This window comes from Ciceribacter thiooxidans (assembly GCF_014126615.1).
GTDB classification, from domain to species: Bacteria; Pseudomonadota; Alphaproteobacteria; order Rhizobiales; family Rhizobiaceae; genus Allorhizobium; species Allorhizobium thiooxidans.
Genome location: NZ_CP059896.1, coordinates 2,049,471 through 2,074,888, shown reverse-complemented (window position 1 = coordinate 2,074,888; position 25,418 = coordinate 2,049,471). Strand labels below are relative to the sequence as shown.

The window sequence follows — 25,418 nt, the reverse complement described above, 5'->3', positions numbered from 1 at the left end:
GCTTTGCCGGCATTCGTTCTCAGGGCGGGGTGAAAGTCCCCACCGGCGGTAAGGAGGTTTTCCTCCAAGCCCGCGAGCGCTTTCCGGCCTGTTCCGGGAGGGTCAGCAGATCCGGTTGAACTCCGGAGCCGACGGTCATAGTCCGGATGAAAGAGAATGAGGCAATGGGTTGAGGCACCGTGTATCCGGCTGAGACTGTCCGGGTGCCGGCAGCGTGGCCCGCGCAGGTCGTCTGGTTTGCCGGACGGCGGCGCATGCGCATTGGCTCGCGCAAGCGGGCCCTTTCGCCAACGCCCTCATGCGTCCTGATTTGTGTTGGTCCTTTGTGTCGAAGGGAAAAGACATGAATCAGAGCCCCCTTGTGCTCACCCGTTCCAGTGCCGTCCTCGGCGCCGTCTTCATGGTCCTGGCGGGGATTGCCTTCGCCGTCATCAACGTCGCGACCCAGTGGGTGGCGATGGTCGCCGGTTTTCCAGCCACCTCGATCGCCTTCTGGCAATACGCTTTCGCGCTCGTCCTTTCCGTTCCGCTGTTGCGGCGGCTCGGCCTGCGGGCCATGCGCACCCGCTTTCCGGGCCGCCACCTTGCCCGCGTGCTGCTTGCTGCCTTTGGCGTGCAGGCCTGGGTGGAGGGGCTCGCCACAGTACCGATCTGGCAGGCGATCGCGCTCGTGATGACCTCGCCCTTCTTCATCATCGTCGGCGCCAAGCTCTTCCTCGGGGAGCAGGTCGGCTGGAAGCGCTGGACGGCGACCCTCATTGGTTTCTCAGGGGCGATGGTCATCCTGCAACCGTGGTCGGAGACCTTCACCACGGCCTCGCTGCTCCCGGTGCTCGCAGCCCTGCTCTGGGGCGCATCCTCGCTGTTCGTCAAGGATCTGACGGCGCACGAGCGGCCGGAGACGATCACCATCTGGCTTCTTCTGCTGCTGACGCCGATCAATGCCGGGCTCGCCACGGTCGCAGGTTTCGCCGTCCCGACCGGCAGCGGGCTGGTTGTGCTCTTGCTGGCGGGGCTCCTGACGGTGGTGGGGCAATATTTCCTGACGGCCGCCTACAGGGCGGCCGATGCCGCCTACGTCCAGCCCTTCGATGACCTCAAGCTGCCGCTCAACGTGCTCGCCGGCTGGATTGCCTTCGGTTACGCGCCGGCGGGCTATCTCTGGGTGGGGGCTGCGATGATCCTCGGCGCCTCGCTCTTCCTGATGGCGAGCGAGTTCTCGAAGGAGAAGGGGAGAGGCTGAGCCGGACCGTGATATCCCCGCATTTTCGCAGGCATGTCATGCGCCTGTAACGACGAACCGGCAAAAGCCTCCTGTCTCGTTTGAGGAAGCTGGAGGTTTTCCGATGAAGTACCGCATTTCGCGCGCAGCATTCATGACTGCGCTGCTGACATCCGCGGCGATGCCCGCCACCGCAGAACAGGTTTTCAATCGCATCGCATCCTTCCCCGTCGCCGCCAATCTTCCGGCCGACAAGGAAAAGTCCACCGCCACTTCGGCCGAGATCATCGCCGCGACGGAGGACGGCAACACGCTCGTCTACTCCGACAGTCCGCTTGGTGCGATCGGCTTCGTCGACATTTCCGATGCCCGCGCCCCGAAGGCCGTCGGCGCGGTTATGATGGACGGCGAGCCGACGTCGGTCGCCATCCTCGGCGGCAAGGCACTCGTCGCCGTGAACACGTCGGAGAGTTACGCGAAGCCGTCGGGCAAGCTCGCGGTCGTCGACATGGCCTCGAAGACGGTCGAGACCTCCTGCGACCTCGGCGGCCAGCCGGATTCGGTCGCGATCTCCGCGGACAAGACCTTCGCGGCCATCGCCATCGAGAACGAGCGCGACGAGGAGCTCAACGACGGCAAGCTGCCGCAGATGCCGGCAGGCGATCTCGCGATCGTCACGCTGAAGGACAGTGCTGCCGATTGCGCCACGATGAAGCACGTCACGCTGACCGGCCTGGCCGAAATCGGCGGCGAGGATCCCGAACCCGAATTCGTCGCGATCAACGGCCGCGGCGAAATCGCGCTGACCCTGCAGGAGAACAACCACGTCGTGATCGTCGACGGTAAGACCGGGGCGGTTACGTCGCATTTCTCCGCCGGCACGGTTGATCTCGAAGGCATCGACACCAAGTCGGACGGCGCGCTGAACTTCACCGGCAAGAAGGCGGGCGTGAAGCGCGAGCCGGATGCCGTCAAATGGCTGGACGACGATCGTCTTGTCGTCGCCAACGAGGGCGACTACGAAGGCGGCTCGCGCAGCTTCACCATCTTCGACAAGAGCGGCAAGGTGCTCTTCGAATCAGGCCCCGCACTCGAACGCGAGATTGCGTCGATCGGCCATTTCCCGGAGAAGCGCGCAAAGTCGAAGGGCGTCGAGCTCGAAGGACTGGAAGCTGCGACCTTCGGCGGAGAGAAGTACTTCTTCGTCCTTTCGGAACGTGCATCCGTCGTCGGCGTCTACAAGGACACCGGCACCGCGCCTGAGCTGGTTCAGATCCTGCCGTCCGGCATCGGGCCGGAGGGCGCAGTCGCCATTCCGGGCCGCAACCTGTTCGTCACCGCCAACGAGACGGACCTCGTCGAGGACGGCGGCGCCCGCTCGCATGTGATGCTCTACGAACTGGCCGAAGGCGAAGCCGTCTATCCGACGATTCGTTCGGAAACGGTCGACGGCAACCCGATCGGCTGGGGTGCGCTTTCCGGCCTCGTCGGCGACGCGGAAAAGGCAGGTCAGCTCTATGCCGTCAACGACAGCTTCTACGGCATGCAGCCGCGGATCTTCACGATCGACGCCACGGCGACGCCCGCCCGGATCACCGACGCGCTCGCCGTGACCCGTAACGGCGAGCCCGCCCAGAAGCTCGACATCGAGGGCATCACGCTCGACGGCGATGGCGGCTTCTGGCTCGCCTCCGAAGGCAACAGCGCAAAGCTCCTGCCGCACGCGCTCTACCATGTGAACGCTAAGGGCGAGATCAAGGAAGAGATTGCGCTCCCCGCCGAACTGCTGAAGGGGGAGACCCGCTTCGGCCTCGAAGGCGTGACGCGGGTCGGCACCGGCGACGAGGCGGTGCTGTGGATGGCCGTCCAGCGCGAGTGGACGGATGACGAAAAGGGCACCGTCAAGCTTCTCTCCTACAAGCCGGAGAGCAAGGAGTGGGGCGCGGTGCGCTATCCGCTCGACAAGACGGAAGCCGGCTGGGTCGGTCTTTCGGAAATCACCGCCCATAGCGACCATCTCTACGTCGTCGAGCGCGACAACCAGATCGGCGACCAGGCGAAGATCAAGAAGCTCTACCGCGTCGCGATCGCCGACCTGAAACCGGCCGCGATCGGCGGCGTGCTTCCGACGGTCGCCAAGGAAGAGGTCCACGACTTCGTCCCGGATCTGAAGGCCGCCACCAACGGTTATGTTGTCGATAAGCTGGAAGGCTTCGCCTTCGACGCCGCCGGCACCGCCTATGCCGTCACCGACAATGACGGCGTCGACGGTTCTTCCGGCGAAACGCTGTTCTTCCCGGTCGCCCTTGAGGCCACCAACTGATTATCGTCCTCCCAAGACGATTGGAGGCCGGGTGAGCGATCACCTGGCCTCCTCCTTTTTCGGACTTGCGTCGGAAATCTTACCAGCGGTGATGGACGTGGGGTGCGACCAGCCGGTCGTAGGTGTCGCGCGCAGCCTTCATCACGTCCGCCGAAAGCGCCGGCAGCTCCGCGGCTGCTGCGTTCGCGCGGGCCTGCTCGGCATTGCGGGCGCCGGGGATGACCACAGTCACCGCCTCGTTCATCAGGATCCAGCGGAGCGCGAAGGCCGCCATCGACGCGCCCTCGGGCACCAGCTTGCGGATTTCCTCGACCGCCTGCAGGCCGACCTCGAAAGGTACGCCGGCAAAGGTCTCGCCGACGTCGAAGGCTTCGCCGTGGCGGTTGAAGCTGCGGTGGTCGTCGGCGGAGAAGGCGGTCTTCGCCGAGATCTTTCCCGAGAGCAGGCCGCTTGCGAGCGGCACGCGGACGATGACGGCGATGTTCTTCCGCTTCGCTTCCTTGAAGAAGAGGTCGGCGGGCCGCTGGCGGAAGATGTTGTAGATGATCTGGACGCTGACGACGCCCGGATAATCGATCGCCTTCAGCGCTTCCTCCACGCGCGCGACGCTGACGCCGTAGTTGCGGATCTTGCCGGCCTTGCGCAGCTCCTCCATGCCTTCGAAGAGCGCCGGATCGTAATAGACGTCCTGCGGCGGGCAGTGGAGCTGCACGAGGTCGAGCGAATCGACCTCTAGGTTTGTGAGCGAGCGATCGATGAAGCGCTCGATATTGGCCTTGGTATAGCCTTCCGCGACATGCGGATCGAGGCGGCGGCCGGCCTTGGTGGCCACCATCGGGCGCTGACCGCCGCGCGACTTCAGCACGTCGGCGATGATCTTTTCCGAGCGGCCGTCGCCGTAGACGTCGGCGGTGTCGATGAAGGTCACGCCGGCGTCGAGCGCGGCATTGAGCGCCGCCCGGCCGTCGGCCTCGGAGACGTCGCCCCACGAGCCGCCGATCTGCCAGGCCCCGAAGCCGATCTCGCTGACGGTGAAGGGTGTCCTTCCGAACGAATGATGTCGCATAGTGTCTCCTCTATATTTCCGGTCCCGCCTGCCACTAGCAAACGGAGGGGGCCTGAGCAAGGCAGCCGGCGGGTGCGGTCGGCCGGTGGCGCAGCGGTCACAGCCGGGAGCCGTTTTCCGCCTGCGGCAATGCGGCGGGGCGGCGAGCGCTGGACAGGCCGCCGCAACCGGCGCTAATGCCTCTAGTCCCTTTCTTCGGGCAGACGCGCGGGCGCGACGGCCCGGCGGGATCGCTTTTTCTCTTCGAGGTCACATCATGCGCTATTTCATCACGGGCACGGCCGGCTTCATCGGCTTCCATCTGGCGCGCCGGCTGCTGCAGGACGGCCACGAGGTCGCGGGCTTCGACGGCATGACGGCCTATTACAATCTCCGACTCAAGGAGGCGCGGCACGCGGCGCTCGCGCAGTTCCCGGCCTTCCGCCCGACGCTCGCCATGCTGGAGGACCGTGCGGCACTGGAGAAGGCGATGATCGACTTCCAGCCGGACGTGATCATCCATCTCGCCGCCCAGGCGGGCGTGCGCTACAGCCTCGAAAACCCGAAAGCCTATCTCGATTCCAACCTCATCGGCTCCTGGAACATCCTGGAACTCGCGAAGACCCTGAAGGTCGGACACCTGATGCTCGCCTCGACCTCGTCGGTCTATGGCGCCAACCCGGACGTGCCCTTCCGCGAGACCGACCGCGCCGACGAGCCGCTGACCTTCTACGCCGCCACCAAGAAGGCGACCGAGCTGATGGCCCACAGCTATTCGCACCTCTACCGCGTGCCGACCACGGCCTTCCGCTTCTTTACCGTCTACGGCCCCTGGGGACGCCCGGACATGGCGCTTTTCAAGTTCGTCAAGGCGATGATCGAGGACCGCGAGATCGAGGTCTACGGCGAAGGCAAGATGAGCAGAGACTTCACCTATATCGACGACCTTGTCGATTCGATCATCGACCTTTCACGGATCGCCCCGTCGGAGGAGAATCGGGTCGGGGGAAGCGTGAAGGACACGCTGTCGCACCAGGCGCCGTTCCGCGTCGTCAACATCGGCGGCGGCCAGCCGGTCGGGCTCCTCGATTTCATCGAGGTGATCGAGAGCGTCATGGGCAAGCCCGCCAAACGCAAGATGCTGCCGATGCAGCAGGGCGACGTGCCGCGCACCTATGCGAGCCCCGACCTCCTCGTCGCGCTCACCGGCAAAAAGCCTGAAACCGGCGTCGACACCGGCGTCCGCCGCTTCGTCGAATGGTATCTCGAACACCGCGAGGAGCTGGGACTGTAAGGGGGAGGGACGGCGGCGCATTGCCGTGCCGTGATGTCTGTATGGGCCAAACACTTCCAGCAAAAAGCGAAATTAGGCAGCAAATGCCACCAGGCGAGGCCGGCGCGGCGTTGGCAGGTTTGCGTCAACAGCGGCCGTTGAAGCCACAGGCGCGTCTGCTAGCATATCTTCCCGACCAGATGTTTGCCCGTGGCGTAGGCCGCTGAGCAATAAATGAAGTCACGCTAGCTGAGGAGTGGGTGCATTTGTCGACCAAGTCTTTTCGGGTGGCGCTCGCCCAGGTTCTATCGGATGCAGACATTGATGCCGTCATCAACAGCGCGTCCAACGCAGCGGCAGATATTATCGTGTTTCCTGAGATGTTCTCGAACGGATACAGCAAATTTAATCCTCAAGACGCCGCCGCGCGTGCTGCGTGGCTCGATGGCGCTGTAGATTTGCAGGGAGCGTTTATTGAAAAATTTCGTGCCGCCGCGCGCAGAACAGAAATTGCGGTTGTTGCAACCTTCCTAGAGGAGGCGGAGCCTAAACCGTTCAATTCCGCCGTTCTGATCGATCGTTACGGTGACATCGTACTTCATCAACGAAAGCGGCATATCTGCTTTTTCGATGCGCCCGAAGAGGCCTGCGCGCCTGGGGATAGTTCTTCAGTTTTTCGTCTTGACACCCGCCGTGGGCAGGTGGCTGTCGGGATCATGATTTGCATGGATCGCGAGTTTCCGGATGTTGCATCCGATCTAGTTCGTTCTGGAGTAGAAGTCATCCTCGTGCCGAACAGCAGCCCTCTTGTCGATGATGTCGAGGTTGGCGACATTCGCGTTGCGGGGGTCCGTGCAACAGCTTTTCAATCAGTAATCGGAATCGCGGTCGCAAATTACCCCGAACCTAAAGATGACGGACATTCCTTTGCTGTGGGTGCGTCGGGGCAGATGCTCGCAATGGGAGGCAAGCAACAGGGCATCATCTACACGGACTTCGATCTCGACCAGCTAAGGGCCGCTCAGGAAAAGGAATGGTTTCGTCGCGTCCGGTGACCGCTTCGTGCCAAAAAGCAGTCGCTGTAGCATTGGCTACATAATTCTGCTCAAACACATCAAAAGCTTAAAACTTGGAAAAATGGTGGGCGATGAGAGACTCGAAAACTCGAATCTCTCAAAAATACAAGAGGTAATCTATTGATAAATAACCAAAAAGATAATATTAGCGTATCGTGAATTGGGACATTGTGAAGGCTGGAATTTGGGGCAGATTTTTAATGCGGTCCGTTACCGGACGCTCTCAAACGGTGAAAGAGCCGCGCGAGCATTCCTTGCTGCCCATTTGAGGGTGCTGGAGCCGCCTGCATGGCAATCGGCGAGGTGGCTGGTTGGGCGTGCTCAAGGGAGCAGTAGGGCTTCGGTGCGAGCGCGCCCAGGGTAATGCTCATGGCCTCGCCGATGCAGCGCAGGAACTCGATATCTTTCGCCAACTGATCCGAGCCACTAGAACTCGACATCGCGATTGCATGTGCGACGTCATTCCTGCGTTGCATGAAGTCGTTCAGATCGTCCAGTAGAAGCCCGTGAATTTTTCCTTGATCGGGAGAATTAAAATGGCCACTAAGTGGATATGTCTCTGATATTTGTAAGCAAAGATTGGAGAGGTTGCTGATTGTGAACAGATTGTTTATTTGCTGCGGCCTCATGTTGTTTTCGTTGTGAATAAGCTCCTTGTATATATCTTTACTAAGGTCGCCCAGAGAAAACTCGTGAAATAGTGTAAATCGGGAGTGTGCCGCTGATATACTCTCCTCTCGTTTAATTTTGTTGTCGAACTGCATTTTCGCAAAGCCGTCTACGTATCGGCTCCAGACATGCTTGATAAACTTCATCGGAACGTCATCGATAGTCGCGCACGATGCGATAACTGCCTTCGCATAGGCTCGAGCCATCTCGCGGACAAACTCTTCGAAAGTGGCGGCGAGAAGCAACGTTGCGGAATTCGCGGCAGCAACGCGTGTCTTCCCTGAACCGGCCCCGGGCGTAGAAAACGCAGTAACAACCGCCTTTAGCGCCTCCAAATTCTCAGCGAATTCTTCATATATAACTGAAAATTCCGTGGTCATTGCTGACACTTCAAGCTGGTGTGAGGACGCGTTCCATCAAACTGATCCGGTCGCGAACTGCTTGGGCGGTATTCCCTTGTCCGGTGAGAGTTGTGAGATCCTTCGGGTCGCTCAACGCCGCTTTCATCCGTTGTAAGACTCCCTGCTTGTTCTGCTCAATTGCCACGCGGGAATGCCAGAGCTTATCGATCGCGACCATAGATGCGTCGTAGATCGCGGCAGAAACGCGGATGCGGTTCTTCTCGTCTGGCAGTAGTTGAAATGGCTCCTGGTCAAAAAGAGTGTAGAGAAAATTCAATCGCTCCAGATAGTCGTTTACTGCGCGAGTGGCCTCGTCATCGGACAACTGGCGCTCCATTGCCCTATCAAGCATCGACTTCATTGATCCGCGGATGTTGGTATCGTCTTTCAAAGCGAAGTAACGAAGCACTAGCTGGCAGTCGCCCATGGAGGAATAAAGTGAGTTCCTCTGTCGAACAGGGTTTTCATAATAGTCGTTTGGATCCGTCTCGACATATGGCGGTATGTCGAAAATGTCCGTAAATAGCCGCGATCGCGATATGTTGATTACAGCTTGATTGAAGGGGCCCGGGTTCAACGCATTTCTGATCTCCTGCGCGTTTAGTTTCTTGCCGCCAGTGTTAAGCCTGTCGAAAATGAAACGCCTGATATCGCGCATGCTTAAGCGGTCTGCCACGTCGCCAGTATCGCTTTCAAGAAGAAGAATAATTGCAGAGACCGAGGAACGTTCTAATGCCCGCTTTATACGGGGAGGGCATCGCGAGAACCTTATGCCATTCAGCGGCTTGAGAACTTGGAGACCGGCAAGTGCGAAATCGCCCGCGATGAATTCGCGTATGCAGTTCAATCTTTGCTGTCCATCCATCACTTCATAGCGAGCAGCCGAGCTTTCGTAGAAGAAAACGGGCGGAATGGGGATGTTCAGCAACAGGGACTCGATAAGACGCGACTTTTGCGCTGTAGACCATACCAGTCGCCGTTGATATTCGGGTCGAATGTTCAGAACTTCGCCTTTTGTAACCAACTCATGGATCTGAGTGAGGAAGAAGTTATTCGTCTGGTAAATGATCCGAAAAGCGTTCTTTGCAAAAAACTCGTCAGGGTCGATGGCTTCTGGAGAAGGAATCTCTTCAATGGCTTCTTCTACGTCACCGATTATAATCTCTTTTTCCGTCATGGACTCTCTTCTCGCTCCGCCAGGCAATGGGACGACTCATAGCGTATGGGCAAAAATCGGCAAATGAAAAGCCCGCCGATGTTGATCGGCGGGAGGATTGACTCAAAACTCAATAGAAAAGTGACGCAATGTTGCCCTCATGGTCCGGCGTCAGATGCGCGAGTCAGAGTCGGGGTCGCCATCTTCAAGGAAATCCGCTTCTTCCTCGCCCGGCAGACCGATCAGCGGGGACGGTTCACCAATCGTGCCGAGAATGAAGCTTTCCAGAACGTCCAGCCGGTGCACCAACTGTTCGCAGGTTAAAGTTCCATAGATATCGCTGCGGCGGTGGAGTTCGGGGAAATGGCGGCGTTCTTCCATGTTCACGACGCGGCCTCCATCTGCGACAAGCCAGGGTAATTGCCCGATTTGCCAATCTTTTCTTGAAGCGTCGCGCTCAAATCCAACCACGATTTGACCTTGCGCATACATGCAGCACCGCGCCTGTAACCAACGATGGGGATCATGCGAAGGTTCAGGTCGCCGGGGCGATAGACTTGAACGCGATTAGTGCCTGCACCGTCGATCACCGTGCCGTCTGGCATTTCCACCCAATAGTGCCCGCCACGACGACCAAACGGCGCCCTACCGTTAGCGTCGAGGCAATTACCCCCAAGCAAGCGCGGCTCGTAGCCTGCGCACGTGGCAACGGCATGCGCAATTGCCGCAACCTCGCCGCAATTTCCCTGCCCGTCGCGAAGATAAGGGAAATTGTTCAAAAAGTTGAGGAGGTGTTCGGCAATCTGCTTGGCCAAGGGCATATAGCGGGCGGCGGCTCCTTGAACCAAGATGACTCTTACAGGACTCGGATCGGCAATTGCCGGGGCGGCACTGGGATGCAGTTCCGGTGCTTTCATGCTATAAATCCTTTCGTTATGGGGTGGCAGGTGAAAGCGCCTGCCTCGCTAACCGCCGTCAGATGGCTGCAACCGTCTGACGGCAACTCTTCAGCCCATCGCTATTCGATGACCGGGAAGAAATGGCTGGTCTTCTTCGCCAGCCGGGCACGACGGGCTTCAAGCTGTTCCCCCTTTGCCGGGGTCGCGCCGCTCATTTGCCGTTCAATCTCTTCGGTCTTGTAGGCGTTGATCAGTTCCGCCAGTTCCTTCGCGGCGTCGATGAAGACGCCGACCATGCCCGTGGCGATGGTCAGGCTGTTGACGTCAAGGCCCATGTCCTGCCAGTCGCCCGCCGTCTCAAGGTTCGGCGGTTCGCGCGTCAGGTCCATATCCACCTCAACACCTACCCAATGCAGATTTTCGGGGAACATCAGGTTGCCTTCGCGTTCCTTGAGGAAGGCAGCGAAGGACCGGGTCGGGGTCGTCATGTTCGGGTCGAGCGCCGGGGCGGGCTTGGCGCGTTCGGCCTTTGCCAGTGCCTTCTTCCGCTCCCGGTATTCGCGTTGAATTTCTGCTCGCGTTTTCGCCATCTGCTTCACCTTCGTAACGTGATATGTTGTTACCACGGTAACGGTATCTGACGTTACCATGCGAAAGTCAACAGGGGTCGTAAAAAAATAACCCGCCACGGCGTGAACCGGGCGGGCTTGGGGCGGCTACCGTGGCCCGATCAGGCGGGCCGGGAAATCGCCGGAATACCGGCCTCAAGCTGCCGGGTGGCGCTGTCGCACATATCGTCAACGATCTGCTTTGCCATGTCTGCCGGGAACAGGCCGTAGCGGGACAGGACTTCCGCAACCTTGTGCGCAATGCCGCCGTCAACTTCCGGGGTCAAGGCGGAAAGATCGGCGGCGAGGCCGTTGGTCAGGGCGTCATAGGTTTCAGTGGGGATGAAGGTGGTTTGCATGGTGCGTCCTTTCTGTTGGTGATGGCAGAATCTTAAGGGGCGGCGAATCCGCGTCTAGGGCCAAGATGAAATATTTATTAGATAAATCAGATGCCTAGGCTAAGTAAGTGCTTACTTGGTGGGTGCTAGAAACGACCGAACGTCTCATGCTCTTTCATGCGGCGAGCATCCTGCCGGTCGATCCGGGCCTTGCGCTTGGCGAGGGTGGCTTCGCCCTTGACCTTAAGTGCGGCGGTCGCGGCCTTGTCGTTCCATGCGGAAATCGCGGCGGCCTGGCGGCGGGCGCGATAGTCGGCAAGGGAGAGTCCGGCAGTGTCGGCGGCGGCTTGGTCTTTCGCGTCCCGGCTCTTGTTCGCGGTCGAGTTGCGGGACGCACGGGGAAGCGCAATGGCGGCGTCATAGCGGACGTGAGTGCGGAGCTTGCCCCACTTGTAAGGCAGGTCAACGCGCTCTTTCACCGGACGGCCCTTCACGGCGGCGTAAACCGGGGCGTCGTCGGGAAGGACCGGAAGCGTTTGCCGGTTCTCGCGCTCCCATTGCGCCATGATCTTTGCGGCGGCGTGGAGATTGTCGCTCTTCATCGGCCTGCCGGAGAAACTGAGATCGCCAGCTATCGCACAAATCGCTTCGATGATTTCGAGGGTTTCGGCGTTGATCGGTGCGGCGGGATAGTTCACGGCGGCGTCCTTACGTTTCGTGGGGTCAATCTTGCGGGCGTGTTCGGCGGCGCGCTGCTGGCGTCGTTGCTCAACCTTGGCGGCCTTGGCCTCTGCCTCTGTCTTGTATTTGCGAGGTCTCGCCATCGCAGTTCCTTTGCTTCCGCCCTTTCTCAAAGACAGGTTGGGCGGCAAGAAAGGATGAAAGAACCGCCCGACCTTCGCGTGGTGACACGCTGTGCACGTCCGGGCCTATAGCGTTCCGGAAATCGCACGCTCGGGGAAATGAATGGCCGGCGAACTTTCTGGGAAGCGGAAGGTCTTTGGGTTCCGGGAGGGTTTTGGCTTCAATAGCTGTCCGGGTAACTCCCTTTCCGGGCCGGGAGAGTTTTTGCGTCAAAAAGGGTGCTTCATACTGTTATGTTTATTATTAAGTTTGTTATCTTACTAAGAACAGTAAGCCGGGCGCCTTTTGACGCAATAACCCTTCTCCGGTCCGAAAATTGGCTCGCCTCTACCGAAAGACTCATAGAGAGTCGTGGAGAGCCCTCCGGTTCTTCTGGGGGACTTCCCTTGTCTGGTGTCTTCAATGCGTGCTGGTGACTCGCTGCGGGCGATTGCGCCTGCAAATCAAATCTCGTTATAGTGATCCGAGGGCTTGGGGAAGAAATTGGCATTCTTTTTGACAATATTGTTTGTTGCCATCTCCGTGACACTGCCACTCGCAATGATGTGGAGCGCGGGCGCATTCGTGGGGCAACGTCCACCTCCCCAATGGGCGGTGATGCTCATTCGATATTCGGTGGCTGGCTGCATATTTGCGACTTCCGCGGTCGCCGCTCTACTGTTCTTCGGCCATTACAGGGCGGAATGGTGGAGCCTGCCGGCAACCGCAATCATCTGTGGCGCAGGAATCTGTGGCGTCATCGGTGTGAACACCTACAAAGGTGACTGATCAGGCGCTCTAGCGACTCCTGTTATTTGCGAAGTTGCCGGGCCTTGTTTGCTTGCGCATTTCGTCAGCCACGACACCACGCATCGTGTTTTCCATTTGCTTCGCGACCTGTTTCGCAAGGGCGGCGTTTTGTTCGGGAGTGCCCGCCGAACCGTTCACCGTCACGGGCGCCGAAATCGAGATCGCTTGAACCGGGGCTGCACCGACGCCGCGAAGGGCGGGCGTGGAAAGTGTCGGCGTGGCCGTGACGTGCCCGCCTTCGGCATAGCCCTTCAGCGCGCCACTGTGCAACGCGGCGAGGTTTCGAACGCCGATCCGGTTGACGGCTTTCTTGGAGAAGACGAATTCGTCGGCATGGACAACGCCCGCCGGTTGGTGCTTCGAGCCGGGGCCGGTCCATCCGCCATCCGCGAACCCGAAGAGCGCACCAAACAAGCCGCCGAGAAGGCCACCGAAGCCGCCGCCCGATGCGCCGCCACCGAAGAGGCCAGCAAGCGGGCCTTGCCCCATCAGCACGGCCTGAAGCCCGACCTTGATCAGGGTTTGCAGCATGGATTGCAGCGCCTGTTCCGCCGTCATCGTGCCCGTGAGAAGCCCGGTCAAGGCGTCGGTGATTTGGGTGCCGAAGAACTGCCCGGCTTCGGCAAGGCCCTCTTGTTTCTGCCGAAGCCCTTCGGTCGCCATTTCGGCTTGCGCCATCCCCTGCGCAAGCTGGGCGATCTGTTGCCGTTGCTGCGGCGACAAGGTGATGCCCGCCCGCTGCGCTTCGTTGAGCATTTGCTGTTCGTATCGAAGCGCTGCCGCCCGCTGGGCGGTCATGCCAAGGGCTTGCTGTTCGAACTGCTGGGCGCTCGCGTATTCCTTAGCGCCTTGCGTGATCTGGCTATAGGCGTCGGCCTGCCGGGTCGCGGCTTGTGTCAGGCGGTCGATTTCGGCGGCAACCTGTCCGTTCCGGGCGTTGGCGTCTTCAATATGCCAGTTCTCGTTCGACAACGGGAAGGACAGGCCGAAGTTGCCCGCGTTCTGGTGCATCCACTGCCGGGCGGCATCGGACGAATAGCCGAGGTCGGCGGCGTTGCCCTTGTTGTGCTGGCTATTGCCGGGCGGTGCCACCCACTGCCGGGCCGCTTCCGGGGACCCATGCTTCTTGAGGGCTTCAAGCCAAAGCTGCTGCTGGCGCTCAACGGAACGATAGCCCGACGTGATGGTGACGCTGCCCTTCAGGTCGTCGGGCATGGATGCCAGCATCTTCGCCAGCTTCCCCGCGAAGGCATCCGCCATGCCGTCGATATGGCTTTGCCCGTTGCCGGAAGCCAGCACCGAAGAAAGGTAGGTGGTCGGGTTGTCGGTCACACTCTTCAGGCCGAGCGACGAAAGCGCCTTGCCCCGCATCTCGTTAGCCAGGGCGATTTCCCGCTGTCCCTGCGCACGGGCAAGGGCCTGCTGATAGATCGCTTCAATCTTGGCCTTGGCGTCGAGATCCTTGAGGGACGCGGCGAGTTCCGGGACTTCGTTCTTCAGGGCGCGAATGGCGTCCGTATAGCTGTTGATACCGGAAACGGCCCTGTCGGCGGCGCTGCCGGTGCCGGACAGGGCATTGTTCAGATTGTCGAGGGGAGCCTTCGCGCCCTTCGCATCCTCGCCGGTCTTGTAGATGAAGCCTTCATCGTAACCGTTGCGCCGGTCGAGAATGTCGCGAAGCTTCAGGGCCTCGCCGGACAGTTCTTCGATAAGCTGCTTCTGGCGTTCAATGTTGAGGTCAATGGTCGGGTCATCGGGATAGATGCCCTTATCAAGCTGAAGGTCGGAAAGCAGCGCCTTCGCTTCCGCCAACTTGTCATAGGTGGCCGTCAACGCGGATTGAACGTTTCGGGTCGTCTGCTCCTCAAAGCCATGGAAACGGTCAAGGAAATCGTCGGCGGCGAAGGCAAGGCCAAGCACGGCCTGCTTTACGTAGGTGCCGATCGTCCCGCCGATCGCCATCCACTTGCGGTTAAATTCGTCGGCGCGCTTGATAAGCTGTTCGTCCATGACAAGGCCAAGGTCATTGGCTTCGTTGATCGTGGCCCGGATGCCTTCCGCTCCCCGGTCGAGAAGCTCGACAAAGCGCTCTCCCGCTACCCCGCCAAAAATCTCGTCGGTGATGCGGATTTGTGCGGCCCGGTCCAGTTGCTCAAGCCTGCCGATGATTTCGACAAGCAGGGCGGAAGGATCGGCGAGCTTGCGCTTCAGGTCTTGCGCCGAATAGCCGAGGCGCTGGAATGCTTCGGCTGCGCTGCCCTTGCCGGTGGTGATGAATTCGTCGGCGCGAAGGTTCAATTCCTTCATGCCGTCAACAAGGGCATCAACCGGGATACGGTTCTGTTCGGCGACATAGCCGAGTTCCTGAAACGCCTTGGTGCCAAGACCGGCGCGCTTGGCTTCGCTGCCGATATTCGCCACGCCCTTCGCAATGTCGCCGACGCGCGAAATGATCTGGTCGAGGCCACCAATCGCAAGCCCGCCGACGATGCCACCGGCCAATCCTTTGCCGAATGCGCCAACGGTTTTCATTGCGCCGTTCATGGCCTTGGTGATGCCGGAACCGGCCTGTTCGGCGTCCTTCTGCATCTGCCGGAAGTCGCGGCGGGTCCGGTTCTTGCCGCGCTCAAGGTCGCGTTCGAATTTTGTCAGGCGGGCCTCAAACGAGACCAAAAGGCGCTGTTCGTCGTCTGCCATCTGCTAGGCTCCTATGCTGCTTCGGCTTCCTCGTGGAGCCTGTCGAATTCTTCCGGGGAAAGATCGAAAATGGATCGGGTGTCGTCGTTCGCGGCGGCACGGGACACGGCCAAGGCCGATGCAATAGCGCCGTCGATATGGTTTGAATGCCGGGTGCCCTTGTGCATCGTGACAAGCTCCCCCGCGTTGGCGGCGCGCTTCACCACGACGCTGTCAAAATGATTGCGAAGGATCGGGTGCGCGCCGTGGCGGATGCGACGGCCATTCACGACGCGCTCAAGGTCGCAAATCGGGCCGTGCATGTTGACGGGCGTCTGTCGGACCTGAAGCACGTTGATGCCGTGATCCATGAGCTTCGACATGATCGGCCCGGCGAGCGACGGGTCAAAGACCACCTCGCGAACGTCATAGGTGCCGCAAAGGTCAATGATCTTGTCGGCGATGGCGTCGGGTTCGATCACGGGGCCGTCGATGACGTTCAAGAGGCCGTCGTCGCGCCACCGGGGATAGGGAACCTGTTCAACCTTGGCTTTGTCTTCCAAGCCATCGGACGGCAGGAAGAACCACGGGTGGACGGACACGCGCCCGTCGTCATGCCGCCAAGCGCCGACGATGGCGGTTAGGTCGCCGGACCGGGACAGGTCAACGCCAAGCCAGCACGGCAGCGACTCCAGTTCGGCAAGGTCAAAATGGGGATCGCGCCCGGCGTCGTAGACGGCCATATCAAAGAGGGGGTCGCGGGAAGCGGCCTGCCAAATATTCAGGTTCAACTGTTGGAACTGATAGCGGGCAGGCGGGCTGTTTTCCGCTTCCTTCGACTTGTTGCGCAAGCCGACGATGTTAGGAAATCCATAAGGCAGGCCGGGGTTCGCCTTCTCCCAATTCGCCTCGTCGCGCCAGTCGTCGCCGGGTTCAAGCTGGAACAGGATCGGCAACACGGTCGGATCATCAATCTCGCCGGTCGCGACCTTGTAGGCGTAATCGTATTGCTCAAAGCCGAGATTATCCTGCCCGCGCCCTGCCGTGGTGCAGATGATCGTGAGCGGGTCGGCCACCTTCGTCGTGCCAGAGTCCAGAGCCTCGAAAAGATCGCGGTTCGGCCACTGGTGAATTTCGTCCATGAGGATGAAATTCGGCGTGGTGCCGTGCTGCGCCCTTCCGTCGCTGGAAATCGCCTTCAGGGTCGCGCCGGTCTGGCGGTTCAAAATCTGCTTGGCGGAATTGAAAGCGTCGTTGATCTTCGTCGCGGCAACAAGCCGGCGATCCATGCGAACAATATTCGCCGCCTCGCGAAAACCGATACCGGCCTGTTCGCGGTCGCACGCGGCAAAGATCACCTGTCCGGCCGGCACGGCTTCAGGGCCAAGCAAATGCAAGAGCGACCACGCGGCGGCGTGGCTGGTCTTCCGATTGCCACGGCCAAGCATGACGAATGCCTTCTTCACGACGCGGGTGCCGTCGGGGTTGCGCGGCCCGTAAATGCGCTTCGTCATCCTCTCAAAGGGCGTGTAAAGCTGGAAAGCGTGCTTCGGTGCGGTGCTGGCCGGGTGACGCAAGGCGCGAAGAAAACGCACGGCCCTGTCACCATAACCAAGCGGATCGTCAATCGGGCTGTCGTCAAAAACCCATGCCGGAAACGCGCTTTTCATCAGCGCACCATAAGCGGGTTGTCGTCGTCATCATCGGCGGGTCCGGCACTGGCAACACGCGAACGGGACACGGGCGACAAACCGAATTCCGCCGCAAGCTGCCGGGCTGTCTGGACGGCCTTGTCCTGCGCACGGGCAATCTTCAGGTCAATGTCGCCGGTTGCCGGGTCGCGAAGCTTCGTTTCCAGTTCACGGGCAAGGCCGCGCGCCATGCAAAGTTCTTCGATGCCGCCAAGATCGGCCTTCGTCACGATGCCACGGGCGATTACCTCCGGGATGATGCGCTTCCATTCCGCACGGGCGTATTCCGAAAAGTGCTTCGGTGCTGCCGGTGCCTTCTTCAGCGGGTCGGCGGCGGGTTGGACGGCTGGCTTCACGCCGCGAAGGTGCGTCATTTCAGGGTCTCGCCGCGAAGCTCAAGGGCTTCAAACCTGCCGAGTTCCTTGATTTCCTTCAGGCCGTAGGCCGTCCCGTTGTAGGTGACACGGTCGGCGGTCGTGATGCCAGGGCGATAACGGACGCGGAAAATCATGGTCCCGGTTTCGGCCTCGCCGTAGCCGGTGAAGAATTCGGTTGCCGTCTGCTGAAGCACTTCGGCCCATACCACCGCGACGGGCGTCCAAACTTTGGATACGTCGCCGGATGGTTTCACTGTTTCGGTTTCCCGCTCGATGGTGATGCGGCGATCCATGTTCCCGATGTTGAGCATCAGGCCACCCAACGAATGAGCGCTTCGACGGACAGGACGCCATGCCCATAGGCCGGGTCCGGGTCGCGCGGGAACCGGGTTCCGGTCACTTTGAAATGGTCGCAATAGCCGCCGTCGATTGGCAGATTGTATTTGGACAGGGCGGCGGCGACGGTTCCGGCGATTTCCTTGGCGGCATCCTGTCCGGCGTCCAGCGTCCAAACGTGAAGGTCGAGGTAAACCCACGCAGCGCTCTGCGCACGGTAGTCGTTGCCGTGAAGGGTCGTGTTGCCGTCGCTCATGATGATGCACGGGGTCTTGTCGGGCCGGGTGGAACCGGCGCGGATATGATCGGCAGGCACAAGCGCCGTGACTTCCGGCTTGCTGAGAAGCCGGGCGCGAATGGCAGTCTGAAGGGCGGTGACGGGTTCCATGGGCTATCCTTTCCATGCGTCCCGGACGGCTTTGCGCCCGGCACGGTCAATGCGCTGCTGAAGGCTTTTGCGGAGAAGGCGAACGGCGGGCCAAAAGAACGGCTGCGCTTCGGTCTTGCTGGTCCCGTATTCGACAAGGTGCGGATATCGAACTTCCGTATTGCCAGCGGTAACGATCACCTCATGTTCACCGGCCACGCGGGAGCCACCCGGCTGGCTATAAGGCGGGGTCTGTTCGCCGGGGCCGGTGACGGTGATTGACGTCTTGAGGTCGGGCGCGCTGGTCGCCGGATCGTCGGGCGCAAGGTGCCGTTGCATCGAGGCAAGGTCTTCCGCCACCGACATAAGCGCCTTGTTGATGCCCTTCCGGGGTGCTGCCTTCACGCGATCAAACGCCGCCATGACGTTGTCGAGGCCGTCATTCGCCATCGTGAAACCACTTCTCACGGTAGCTATCGAGGGTGACGGCCACGCCCTGCGGCGCGATCTGGGAAGACAGGCCGAAGGTGGCGATGTTCCGGCACTCATAATAGAAGGCGACAAGCCGGAGAATGGCCAGCTTCAGGTCTGCCGGGAACGGGTCGAGGTCGGCGAGCGGCTTGCCGATGTAGTTCGCGACATATTGTTCGGCGGCTTCGATGTAGAGCATGATCAAGGCGTCTTCGTCGCCGTGATCAATACGCATGTGCTGCTTCGCCAGTTCCGGCGTGATGCCTGTCATTCGGCTGCTTCCTTTGAAAATTCTAAATTCGGTGTCTCTTGTGCAGTGCTCCCCGCGCCGGTCCCCTTTGAAAGGGGATAATTGAGGACCACCCCGCCGGGGTTCTTGTGTCTTTCACGCGAACCTGAGTAGGATTTAAGTTCAGGCGGGTGCGCGCGGAGAACTGCGAAATGGACCTCACGACGATGAATGAAGCCCTTGGCCTTGCGTCGAGCGCCGTAGGGCTGACTGGCAAAGCTGCTTCTACCATTTCGGTCATCAAAGGGCTGTTCGATGGAGGGAAGTCGCCCGACAACAACGAGGCAACGAAGCTGCTCAATGAACTCGCCACCGAACTGACTATGGCGAACATGACAAACGTTCAGCTTAGTCAAGGACTGAAAACTCTGAGCGGAGAACTGCAGCGTCAAGACGAGTTCGAACGGGAGAAGGCCAGATACGAGCTCTACCAAACCCCAGAAGGCGATATCGTTTTGAAGCTTAAGGAGGAAATGGCGAATGGACAGCCCGCACACTTCATCTGTCCGGTCTGCTTGAACAGAGATCGGCTCATCAGCTACTTGCAAGGAACCGGTGATTATAAAAGGTGCCAATCCGATACGAACCACCTGTTTCAATTCTCTGCCACTCCGATCCCGGAATCGAGACACAGCGGCTGGATGTAGATCCCGTGCTCATGCCGCTGTTTGACGCTGTCGTGGCAGGGCTGGCAAAGCGGTTGCCAGTTCGCCCGATGCCAGAACAAGCGCTTGTCGCCACGGTGCGGAATGACATGGTCAACCACCGAAGCGGGCCTCCCGCACATGCGGCAAAAAGGGTGCGCCTGAAGGTATTCGAGGCGGGCTTTGCGCCACTCATGATCATAGCCGCGCGCACGGGTTGAAGGGCGGCGGGCGTCGTGGCGGGCGCTACGTTCGCGCTTGGCCTTCTGCTGGCATTCGCAAAGCAGGCCATGGGGAACGATTGCGCCACAAGCGCAAAGGCGGGGCGGCTTGATCATGCGTCCTTTCCCTTGCCTTTGAGGGCGTGAAGAGCGGCACGGTCAAATTCGGGATCGAGGCCAGCGGCAATGTTGCGCTCAACCTGTTCGGGGTCCGGTTCCTTGTCTTCGTCGGTGCCGCCGTTGATGGCCTTCAGCTTTTCGAGGTGCGCCCTATAGGCCCGGTCGATTTCGGTCGGGGTGGCGTTCCATGCCTGTTCGGGTGTCCAGCCAAGCCAGCCGGTCGCGCGCTCATAGAGAGCGGCGAACACTTCGGCCCATGTCATGGGCTTGGCGGTGGTCGGCTTGTGCTTCGCCTTCGGATCGGGTGCCGGGGTGAGCATGGAAACGAGTTCGGCGAGCGGGGCGCGAACGGACAGGAAAAAGGGGAGAAGCGGCCTTCCACGGAGTGAAGACAGGAAGGCCGCTGCATTCTGGTTGCCACTGCTAAAGGATACCAGAATGATTTCGGAAATGATCGTAAGGCTGAGATCGTCCAGCGCCCGGAACAGGTTCGGGAGGCCGTGACGCTCTTCAAGGATGGTGGCGGCGCGCAAGGAAGGGCGAAGCGTCACGGCGTGGTCGCCGTGCACAATCGTAACCTCTTCGTATGCGCGCCGCTTGTTCATGGCTTAGGCCGAAACCTTCAGCTTCACGAAACGGTCGGGATGCGTCAGGTCAGCGCCGACGCGCTTGCGCGCATGGAAGCGGACCTGTCCGTTTGCGGCGAGGCTGTAGGGGTCGCGAAGGGTCGAAAGGCCCACGCGGTCGATGATGCGATACCCGGACAGGTCGCCGAACAGGATCGGGAACTTGCCAGCGCCGATGTCGTCCATGTCGGGCATTTCGACAATCGGACGGCCAAGCAGGGTCATGACGCCGCCTGCGGTGATCGGGTCGAGAACGAGATAGCGGCCCGTGCTGTCCTTCCACTGCCGGATGACGGACAGGGTGTTGCGGTTCATGAGCCATGCGCCGTTCTGAGCGTGCGACGTGGCGATCTGGTGATACATGCCGATGATCACGTCAGCCGGGTTCGTGGCCGGGAAGGCGGCGGCAAGGCCGGTCTTCACTTCCTTGATGCCGGTCGCCGTCATGATGCCGTTCGGCTGGCCGACGCCCGTGCCCTTCACAAAGGCAACGCCCTCCGTCCTGCCAAAGCTTTCGGCGAAGTCGGCGAGAAGTTCGCCCTCAAGGCCATAGGCGTTGTCTTCGAGAAGCTGGTTCGAAACGTCGGTGAAGGTCGCCAGTTCGAACGGGGTCAACGTGACCTGTTCGAAGGTCATGCCGGAAGCGGTGCGCGCGCTGGTTTCATCCACCCACGTTGCGGCGGTGCCGGTCACGCGGCGCGGATACTTGATCGACGGCGAAGAGATGCTGACAACGCGGGCATAGTTGCGGATCGGCGAATATTCGTTCAGCAACTTGATCAGTTCGCTGCCGAATTCTTCCGGTGCCAGGTATCCGCCGTTAGCGTCGGTCGAGACGGTGAGTGCCTTGGCTTCTTCCGGGGCGATGCGTTCGACGCCACGGCGAAGATAGGAAACGAACGCCTTGCGCTCGTCGTTGTCGTTGCTGGCGTCCGGGTGATTGTTGTTGGCGGCAACGGGGCGGCGGTTCATCTTCGCCTTGATGGTGGCGATTTCGTCCTTGAGGGCCTTGATTTCGTCGGCGCTCACAACCGGGTCGGACTTCTGTTCCGGCTCGTTCTGCAGTTCGTTTTCCATACTGTTTCCTTCAATGATGGATTTGACTTCGATGGTCCGAGCGTCCGGGTGGACCGGGCGGCGGCAAAGGCTGATTTCGGTGATGGTCAGGCTGGTCAGAACGCGCCCGCCTTCAGGTCGGGCTTTGTGTTCGTGGAGCCGGTAGCCGATGGACAGGCCAGACATGACGCCCGCCTTCATGTGGCGGCGGGCCTGCTTGGCGGGGTCCACGCCTTCGACAAACAAGCGGCCCTTCACCTCAAGGCCCTTGTCCGTGACGGCATAGGAATTCCAGATGCCGACAACCTTCCGCCCGTCATGCTCCATGAGCATCGGGACTTCCGGTGCGAAGTTGAAAGCGGACGGCTCGATAAGATCGCCGATGCTGTCCGGCTTACCGAACGGCCACGCGATGCCGGTCACGGTGCCGGTGTCGTCAATCGAGACTTCCGCTTTGATTTCGCGGTTTTCGACTTCCGGGAGGGCGGCGGCTTCGCTCATTCGGCCACGTCCCGATACGCTGCGTTGATCGCGGCGGCGAGGTCGCCGGTCTTGGCGGCATCCTTGACGGCGTCGGTTGTCTGGTCGGTCGTGTCGTCGGGTTCGTTGCCGTAGAACAGGACAGAAATCACGTCGCTGGCGAGGTCCAGGGTTTCGCGCAACGGGCGACCGACAAGGTAAATGGTGACAAGGCGGGCGGCGTCGGCGGGCGGGGTGCCGCCGCCGATCAGGCCAAGCCGGATGACGTGTTCAATGTCGGACAGGCTGAAGTCTTCGAAGTGGAAGCGGCGATGAAGTGCGCCGATGCCGTGGCCGGTCGCGGCTTCAAGCTCCCGGATGATTTCGAGGGTCGGGAAGGCGAAGACCTTTTCCCCGTCGCCGAAAAATGCGCGGTGTTCGATCATGCGGGTTCCTTCGCCGGGGCCGTGTCCAGATTTTGGACAGGCGCGGCGCTGCTGGTGGTGTGGGGGTTGATCAGTTCATCGCCACCGGGAAGCGGCGGAAGGTTGAGGATCGCGCGGGCTTCGTTTGGGGAAAGGACACGGGCGGCAACAAGCGCCGTCATGTTCGCGGTGCGGCTTGCCGCGTCGGCGCGCATGAGATCGTCCGTCACGAATTCGAAGTAATGGGCATCCTGTTCGTCTTCGCTGAGAAGGACAGTCGCAAGGGCGTCCTGCCATGTGTCCAGCCACGGGCGAAGGCAAAGCTGAAGGAATTGCGCGCCCATCTGTTCGGTGTTCGACCATGTGCCGCGCGTAAGCTCGAAAAGCATGGTCGGCGGGACGCCAAAGACGCGGGCGATTTCCCGAACCTGCTCAAGGCGATGCTCAAGGAATTGGGCATCGGTCGAGGTCATTGCTGGGGTGTCATACTTCCACCCGCTATCCATAATCAGCGGATCGCCGGAGGCGCTGCGCTGCCACTCCCGGAAGCTCTTGCGAATGTTGGTGATGGCGTTTGCGCCAGCTTCGCCCATCTGGGCTTTCTCATTCGAGATCACGCCAGACGGTCGCCGCCCGCTGCCGAACAGTTGCGCGGCGTCACGTTCAAGAACGGCTGTAAGGCCGATGGCTTCCCTGCCGAAGGCAACGGGCGAACGGCCAAGGAAGGACGGAATGTGAAGAATTTCGGTGTGGGGGTAGTCGGTCGAGCCGCCATTTTCCGAAACGCGGTAGATCGGCGGCGCTGCGGCATAGAGGTCTTCGACAACGGACACGGTGCCGGGCTTCAGCCGGATCAATTCGAACGGGCGTCCATCAGGATACCGGGCGACACGGGCAAAGCCGTTACCGTAAATCAGGGCGTCGGCGGTAAGTTCGGTGCGGAGCTTGCCCGCGCCGGTCCATTCGTTCGCGCGCTTACGGACGATCTTGTAGGCCGTGTGTGCCTTGGCGACTTCTTTGCCGTCCTTGCCGTCGCGGTAAAGCTTGATCGGCAAGGAGCCGACGCTTTCGGAAATCAACCGGACGGCCTGAAGAACGGCGGGAATGTTGAGTGCCGACATGCCGCCGACGTTCACGCCGCTAACAGTCGAGCGAATGCCGAAGAGGTCGGAAATGCCGGGATCGGAAAGGGCGAGGGCTTTGCTTTCCGTCCAGCCAATCTTCCGCTTCACGTCGTCAAGAAAACCCATATGGGACGTTATTCCTATTTCGATCTAGGAATATTGTCTCATATGAAGATTCGGGTGTGAATCCCGTAAATCACAAAAAGTGATGAATTTCGAAAACCAATGATTATTTGTTGTCTATCGGCAGGGGCGCGATTCGATCAATCGCGTTTGCCAGTCCGGGGAGCATTACCTCGCTGCGACCGTAAAGCTCTTGTGAACCGCCATCGGTGCGCCCGGTGATGTAGTTCCGGGCGTCTTCCGGGACATGGTCACGGCGGCAAAGGTCTTCGAACAGGTGACGCCAGCCATGATTTGGGGATAGCTCGGGGCGTTTGTCGAAGGGGATAAGGCCGCGAACCCATGTGCTGATTCTTGGCTGGATAAGAACGGCGTCTTTGGTGTCGCCCTTGAACAGGCGACCCGGCTCCGCGGCACTGACGAATTCAATCAAGCCCTCGTCGGACAGGGCCTTGTGAACCGGAATGCGCCGCTCACTGCTGGCTGTCTTCAAAGAGCGTGCGCCAACGGTCGTGACCTTCCAATACCAACGGCCATTGAGTTCGAAGAAGTCTTCCTTGCGAAGGTTTCCGGCTTCGCTAACGCGCATCCCTGAATAGGCACATAGCCAGGGTATCCAACGGAACATGGCCTTCTCTTCTTTCCGGGCGGCGGAAAGCACAAGCTTGGCTTCGTCCATGGTGAAGGCGCGGAGATATGAGGGAAGGGTGGTGTAGTCCGGGGCCTTGATGCCGTTCAGCGGATTGCCAGCCGGGAAGAACGTTTCGGGGTCGTTCTGCCTTCCCCAATTCATGACCGTGCGGAGGTTCTGAAGCATCGCTTTGACGGTGCGGTTGCTGAGTTCGCCAACGTCCTGCAATGATTCGATCCACCCCTTGCCTTCGGCGGCGGTGACAGTCAGGGCGTTATCGCTCTTGCGCCATTTGGCAAAGGCCGCGCAATGGTCGCGATACTTCTTCACTGTGCGATCTGGTAGGGGCTTAGCGTTCTTCCCGCGCGCCCGGCGCTTCACTTCGTCGTCAATGGTCGAATCGAACGTGATCGGGTCCGGCTCGTCATTATATAAGGGCGGCGCTTCGGCAAGCAGGGGATGGACCGGCGAGCCGGTGAAGTTGCCTTCGTCCCGTTCGTCCTGCCGAAGCATCGCCTCATATGTTGCCACGCAAAGGGCTTGTGCCAGTGCGCGCCAAGCTGGCGTCCCCCGGACGGCATCGGTGTTACCGGCGAGCCGGGCGCGCTCTACCCGCGCGCCGACAAGATCGTCTAGCTCTTCGTCTGTGAGCTTCCCCGCAAATCCGTCCCGGAACCTGCGGCCTTCGGCGGCATCTATACCCATCTGCGAATAGCGGGGATCGTGCGCCCGTATCTCTGCATCAAAGGTGATTTGGCTTTCATAATCGCGCAAAGCGATCTGTTGGGCCGTGAGCGGATAGGGGGCTGGCTTCGCCTGTTGCTCGGTAGCGGCCTCATGCTTCTGCCGAGCGATTCCAATCTGTCTTTGGATCGAAGCGACGGCGGCTGCGTGGTTCCGAAGAGCCGTGCGGCGGTCGCCGCCTAGTTGGATTTCCAGTTCCGCTTTGTTGTCGAGGTATGGCCGAAGGTGGGGAGGAATAACGAGCCGGGCCGAGAACCGACCATTGCGCTCTTTCCAGTGCCGGAGTTTGCCAGCCATTCGAAACCCATTTTTTGTGACGCGATTTGTGACGTCAATATGGGCGAAACGCCTTACGGCGCAAGTGGTCTCAATGAA

At 60.3% G+C, this 25,418-nt stretch carries 26 protein-coding genes and 1 riboswitch; of the genes, 4 read left to right on the top strand and 22 right to left on the bottom strand.

Annotation, left to right across the window (positions count from 1 at the left end; genetic code table 11):
* Positions 1-11 precede the first annotated feature (11 nt).
* Positions 12-162: riboswitch (FMN riboswitch) on the top strand.
* Between the two features lie 181 nt (positions 163-343).
* Both H4I97_RS10010 and H4I97_RS10005 read left to right on the top strand, forming a co-directional pair.
* On the top strand, positions 344-1,243 hold the full coding sequence (locus tag H4I97_RS10010) for a DMT family transporter (protein ID WP_182304487.1): 900 nt from the start codon (positions 344-346) through the stop codon (positions 1,241-1,243).
* Between the two features lie 103 nt (positions 1,244-1,346).
* Positions 1,347-3,545, top strand: a complete 2,199-nt coding sequence (locus tag H4I97_RS10005; protein ID WP_182304486.1) for an esterase-like activity of phytase family protein — start codon at positions 1,347-1,349, stop codon at positions 3,543-3,545.
* A gap of 79 nt (positions 3,546-3,624) precedes the next feature.
* Here the strand turns inward: H4I97_RS10005 and H4I97_RS10000 are convergent, their stop codons facing one another.
* A complete protein-coding gene (locus H4I97_RS10000) occupies positions 3,625-4,611 on the bottom strand; it encodes an aldo/keto reductase (RefSeq protein ID WP_182304485.1) in 987 nt (328 codons plus the stop codon).
* Positions 4,612-4,867: 256 nt separating this feature from the next.
* Here H4I97_RS10000 and H4I97_RS09995 point away from each other — a divergent pair, with 256 nt between their 5' ends.
* Both H4I97_RS09995 and H4I97_RS09990 read left to right on the top strand, forming a co-directional pair.
* On the top strand, positions 4,868-5,884 hold the full coding sequence (locus H4I97_RS09995) for an NAD-dependent epimerase/dehydratase family protein (RefSeq protein ID WP_182304484.1): 1,017 nt from the start codon (positions 4,868-4,870) through the stop codon (positions 5,882-5,884).
* A gap of 245 nt (positions 5,885-6,129) precedes the next feature.
* Positions 6,130-6,918 carry a carbon-nitrogen hydrolase family protein gene (locus H4I97_RS09990; protein WP_182304483.1) on the top strand — a complete coding sequence of 263 codons (789 nt, stop codon included), beginning with the start codon at positions 6,130-6,132 and terminating at the stop codon, positions 6,916-6,918.
* A gap of 218 nt (positions 6,919-7,136) precedes the next feature.
* Here the strand turns inward: H4I97_RS09990 and H4I97_RS09985 are convergent, their stop codons facing one another.
* The 21 genes from H4I97_RS09985 to H4I97_RS09885 form a co-directional block, all read right to left on the bottom strand.
* Positions 7,137-7,988 (bottom strand): MAE_28990/MAE_18760 family HEPN-like nuclease, encoded by an 852-nt coding sequence (locus H4I97_RS09985; RefSeq protein ID WP_182304482.1) that lies wholly within the window; start codon positions 7,986-7,988, stop codon positions 7,137-7,139.
* A 10-nt stretch (positions 7,989-7,998) separates the two neighbouring features.
* On the bottom strand, positions 7,999-9,186 hold the full coding sequence (locus tag H4I97_RS09980) for a DUF262 domain-containing protein (protein ID WP_182304481.1): 1,188 nt from the start codon (positions 9,184-9,186) through the stop codon (positions 7,999-8,001).
* A gap of 150 nt (positions 9,187-9,336) precedes the next feature.
* Entirely contained in the window at positions 9,337-9,552 is a 216-nt protein-coding gene (locus H4I97_RS09975) for a hypothetical protein (protein WP_182304480.1), read from the bottom strand.
* On the bottom strand, positions 9,549-10,082 hold the full coding sequence (locus tag H4I97_RS09970) for a hypothetical protein (RefSeq protein ID WP_182304479.1): 534 nt from the start codon (positions 10,080-10,082) through the stop codon (positions 9,549-9,551). Before H4I97_RS09970 ends, H4I97_RS09975 begins: the two co-directional genes overlap by 4 nt.
* Positions 10,083-10,183: 101 nt before the next feature.
* Entirely contained in the window at positions 10,184-10,654 is a 471-nt protein-coding gene (locus tag H4I97_RS09965; RefSeq protein ID WP_182304478.1) for a hypothetical protein, read from the bottom strand.
* Positions 10,655-10,794: 140 nt separating this feature from the next.
* Complete coding sequence (locus H4I97_RS09960; protein ID WP_182304477.1) at positions 10,795-11,031, bottom strand: hypothetical protein; 237 nt, start codon at positions 11,029-11,031, stop codon at positions 10,795-10,797.
* A 125-nt stretch (positions 11,032-11,156) separates the two neighbouring features.
* Positions 11,157-11,834, bottom strand: a complete 678-nt coding sequence (locus H4I97_RS09955; RefSeq protein WP_182304476.1) for a hypothetical protein — start codon at positions 11,832-11,834, stop codon at positions 11,157-11,159.
* 817 nt (positions 11,835-12,651) lie between these two features.
* Positions 12,652-15,360 (bottom strand): D-alanyl-D-alanine carboxypeptidase family protein, encoded by a 2,709-nt coding sequence (locus tag H4I97_RS09950; RefSeq protein ID WP_182304475.1) that lies wholly within the window; start codon positions 15,358-15,360, stop codon positions 12,652-12,654.
* Positions 15,361-15,371: 11 nt separating this feature from the next.
* Positions 15,372-17,009, bottom strand: a complete 1,638-nt coding sequence (locus tag H4I97_RS09945) for a terminase large subunit (protein WP_244658614.1) — start codon at positions 17,007-17,009, stop codon at positions 15,372-15,374.
* The gene (locus tag H4I97_RS09940; RefSeq protein WP_182304474.1) at positions 17,009-17,404 is read right to left on the bottom strand and encodes a phage terminase small subunit P27 family; all 396 of its coding nucleotides are present in this window, start codon (positions 17,402-17,404) and stop codon (positions 17,009-17,011) included. Before H4I97_RS09940 ends, H4I97_RS09945 begins: the two co-directional genes overlap by 1 nt.
* Positions 17,401-17,718, bottom strand: a complete 318-nt coding sequence (locus tag H4I97_RS09935) for a phage head closure protein (RefSeq protein WP_182304473.1) — start codon at positions 17,716-17,718, stop codon at positions 17,401-17,403. The genes H4I97_RS09940 and H4I97_RS09935 overlap by 4 nt, the downstream gene beginning before the upstream one ends.
* Positions 17,718-18,131 carry a DUF3168 domain-containing protein gene (locus tag H4I97_RS09930; protein WP_182304472.1) on the bottom strand — a complete coding sequence of 138 codons (414 nt, stop codon included), beginning with the start codon at positions 18,129-18,131 and terminating at the stop codon, positions 17,718-17,720. Before H4I97_RS09930 ends, H4I97_RS09935 begins: the two co-directional genes overlap by 1 nt.
* Positions 18,132-18,134: 3 nt before the next feature.
* Positions 18,135-18,560, bottom strand: a complete 426-nt coding sequence (locus H4I97_RS09925; protein ID WP_182304471.1) for an HK97-gp10 family putative phage morphogenesis protein — start codon at positions 18,558-18,560, stop codon at positions 18,135-18,137.
* Complete coding sequence (locus H4I97_RS09920; RefSeq protein WP_182304470.1) at positions 18,550-18,852, bottom strand: head-tail connector protein; 303 nt, start codon at positions 18,850-18,852, stop codon at positions 18,550-18,552. Before H4I97_RS09920 ends, H4I97_RS09925 begins: the two co-directional genes overlap by 11 nt.
* The gene (locus H4I97_RS09915; protein ID WP_182304469.1) at positions 18,849-19,469 is read right to left on the bottom strand and encodes a hypothetical protein; all 621 of its coding nucleotides are present in this window, start codon (positions 19,467-19,469) and stop codon (positions 18,849-18,851) included. Before H4I97_RS09915 ends, H4I97_RS09920 begins: the two co-directional genes overlap by 4 nt.
* On the bottom strand, positions 19,466-19,852 hold the full coding sequence (locus tag H4I97_RS09910; RefSeq protein WP_182304468.1) for an HNH endonuclease: 387 nt from the start codon (positions 19,850-19,852) through the stop codon (positions 19,466-19,468). Before H4I97_RS09910 ends, H4I97_RS09915 begins: the two co-directional genes overlap by 4 nt.
* Positions 19,849-20,460: a hypothetical protein gene (locus H4I97_RS09905; protein ID WP_182304467.1), complete on the bottom strand. Its 612-nt coding sequence runs from the start codon at positions 20,458-20,460 to the stop codon at positions 19,849-19,851. Before H4I97_RS09905 ends, H4I97_RS09910 begins: the two co-directional genes overlap by 4 nt.
* Positions 20,461-20,463: 3 nt before the next feature.
* Positions 20,464-22,038 (bottom strand): phage major capsid protein, encoded by a 1,575-nt coding sequence (locus H4I97_RS09900; protein WP_182304466.1) that lies wholly within the window; start codon positions 22,036-22,038, stop codon positions 20,464-20,466.
* A complete protein-coding gene (locus H4I97_RS09895; RefSeq protein WP_182304465.1) occupies positions 22,035-22,442 on the bottom strand; it encodes a gene transfer agent family protein in 408 nt (135 codons plus the stop codon). Before H4I97_RS09895 ends, H4I97_RS09900 begins: the two co-directional genes overlap by 4 nt.
* The gene (locus tag H4I97_RS09890; protein WP_182304464.1) at positions 22,439-23,671 is read right to left on the bottom strand and encodes a phage portal protein; all 1,233 of its coding nucleotides are present in this window, start codon (positions 23,669-23,671) and stop codon (positions 22,439-22,441) included. Before H4I97_RS09890 ends, H4I97_RS09895 begins: the two co-directional genes overlap by 4 nt.
* A gap of 103 nt (positions 23,672-23,774) precedes the next feature.
* Entirely contained in the window at positions 23,775-25,340 is a 1,566-nt protein-coding gene (locus H4I97_RS09885; protein WP_182304463.1) for a site-specific integrase, read from the bottom strand.
* Between the last annotated feature and the right edge of the window lie 78 nt (positions 25,341-25,418).

Bases quoted from the DNA above. Each gene is read 5' to 3' on its own strand.
- H4I97_RS09985 (WP_182304482.1), bottom strand. From the start codon at position 7,988: ATGACCACGGAATTTTCAGTTATATATGAAGAATTCGCTGAGAATTTG.
- H4I97_RS09945 (WP_244658614.1), bottom strand. From the start codon at position 17,009: ATGAAAAGCGCGTTTCCGGCATGGGTTTTTGACGACAGCCCGATTGAC.
- H4I97_RS09970 (WP_182304479.1), bottom strand. From the start codon at position 10,082: ATGAAAGCACCGGAACTGCATCCCAGTGCCGCCCCGGCAATTGCCGAT.
- H4I97_RS09965 (WP_182304478.1), bottom strand. From the start codon at position 10,654: ATGGCGAAAACGCGAGCAGAAATTCAACGCGAATACCGGGAGCGGAAG.
- H4I97_RS09955 (WP_182304476.1), bottom strand. From the start codon at position 11,834: ATGGCGAGACCTCGCAAATACAAGACAGAGGCAGAGGCCAAGGCCGCC.
- H4I97_RS09925 (WP_182304471.1), bottom strand. From the start codon at position 18,560: ATGGCGAATGACGGCCTCGACAACGTCATGGCGGCGTTTGATCGCGTG.
- H4I97_RS09935 (WP_182304473.1), bottom strand. From the start codon at position 17,718: ATGCTCAACATCGGGAACATGGATCGCCGCATCACCATCGAGCGGGAA.
- H4I97_RS09995 (WP_182304484.1), top strand. From the start codon at position 4,868: ATGCGCTATTTCATCACGGGCACGGCCGGCTTCATCGGCTTCCATCTG.
- H4I97_RS10010 (WP_182304487.1), top strand. From the start codon at position 344: ATGAATCAGAGCCCCCTTGTGCTCACCCGTTCCAGTGCCGTCCTCGGC.
- H4I97_RS10000 (WP_182304485.1), bottom strand. From the start codon at position 4,611: ATGCGACATCATTCGTTCGGAAGGACACCCTTCACCGTCAGCGAGATC.
- H4I97_RS09885 (WP_182304463.1), bottom strand. From the start codon at position 25,340: ATGGCTGGCAAACTCCGGCACTGGAAAGAGCGCAATGGTCGGTTCTCG.
- H4I97_RS10005 (WP_182304486.1), top strand. From the start codon at position 1,347: ATGAAGTACCGCATTTCGCGCGCAGCATTCATGACTGCGCTGCTGACA.
- H4I97_RS09900 (WP_182304466.1), bottom strand. From the start codon at position 22,038: ATGAGCGAAGCCGCCGCCCTCCCGGAAGTCGAAAACCGCGAAATCAAA.
- H4I97_RS09980 (WP_182304481.1), bottom strand. From the start codon at position 9,186: ATGACGGAAAAAGAGATTATAATCGGTGACGTAGAAGAAGCCATTGAA.
- H4I97_RS09910 (WP_182304468.1), bottom strand. From the start codon at position 19,852: ATGATCAAGCCGCCCCGCCTTTGCGCTTGTGGCGCAATCGTTCCCCAT.
- H4I97_RS09960 (WP_182304477.1), bottom strand. From the start codon at position 11,031: ATGCAAACCACCTTCATCCCCACTGAAACCTATGACGCCCTGACCAAC.
- H4I97_RS09895 (WP_182304465.1), bottom strand. From the start codon at position 22,442: ATGATCGAACACCGCGCATTTTTCGGCGACGGGGAAAAGGTCTTCGCC.
- H4I97_RS09905 (WP_182304467.1), bottom strand. From the start codon at position 20,460: ATGAACAAGCGGCGCGCATACGAAGAGGTTACGATTGTGCACGGCGAC.
- H4I97_RS09940 (WP_182304474.1), bottom strand. From the start codon at position 17,404: ATGACGCACCTTCGCGGCGTGAAGCCAGCCGTCCAACCCGCCGCCGAC.
- H4I97_RS09950 (WP_182304475.1), bottom strand. From the start codon at position 15,360: ATGGCAGACGACGAACAGCGCCTTTTGGTCTCGTTTGAGGCCCGCCTG.
- H4I97_RS09930 (WP_182304472.1), bottom strand. From the start codon at position 18,131: ATGGAACCCGTCACCGCCCTTCAGACTGCCATTCGCGCCCGGCTTCTC.
- H4I97_RS09890 (WP_182304464.1), bottom strand. From the start codon at position 23,671: ATGGGTTTTCTTGACGACGTGAAGCGGAAGATTGGCTGGACGGAAAGC.
- H4I97_RS09920 (WP_182304470.1), bottom strand. From the start codon at position 18,852: ATGACAGGCATCACGCCGGAACTGGCGAAGCAGCACATGCGTATTGAT.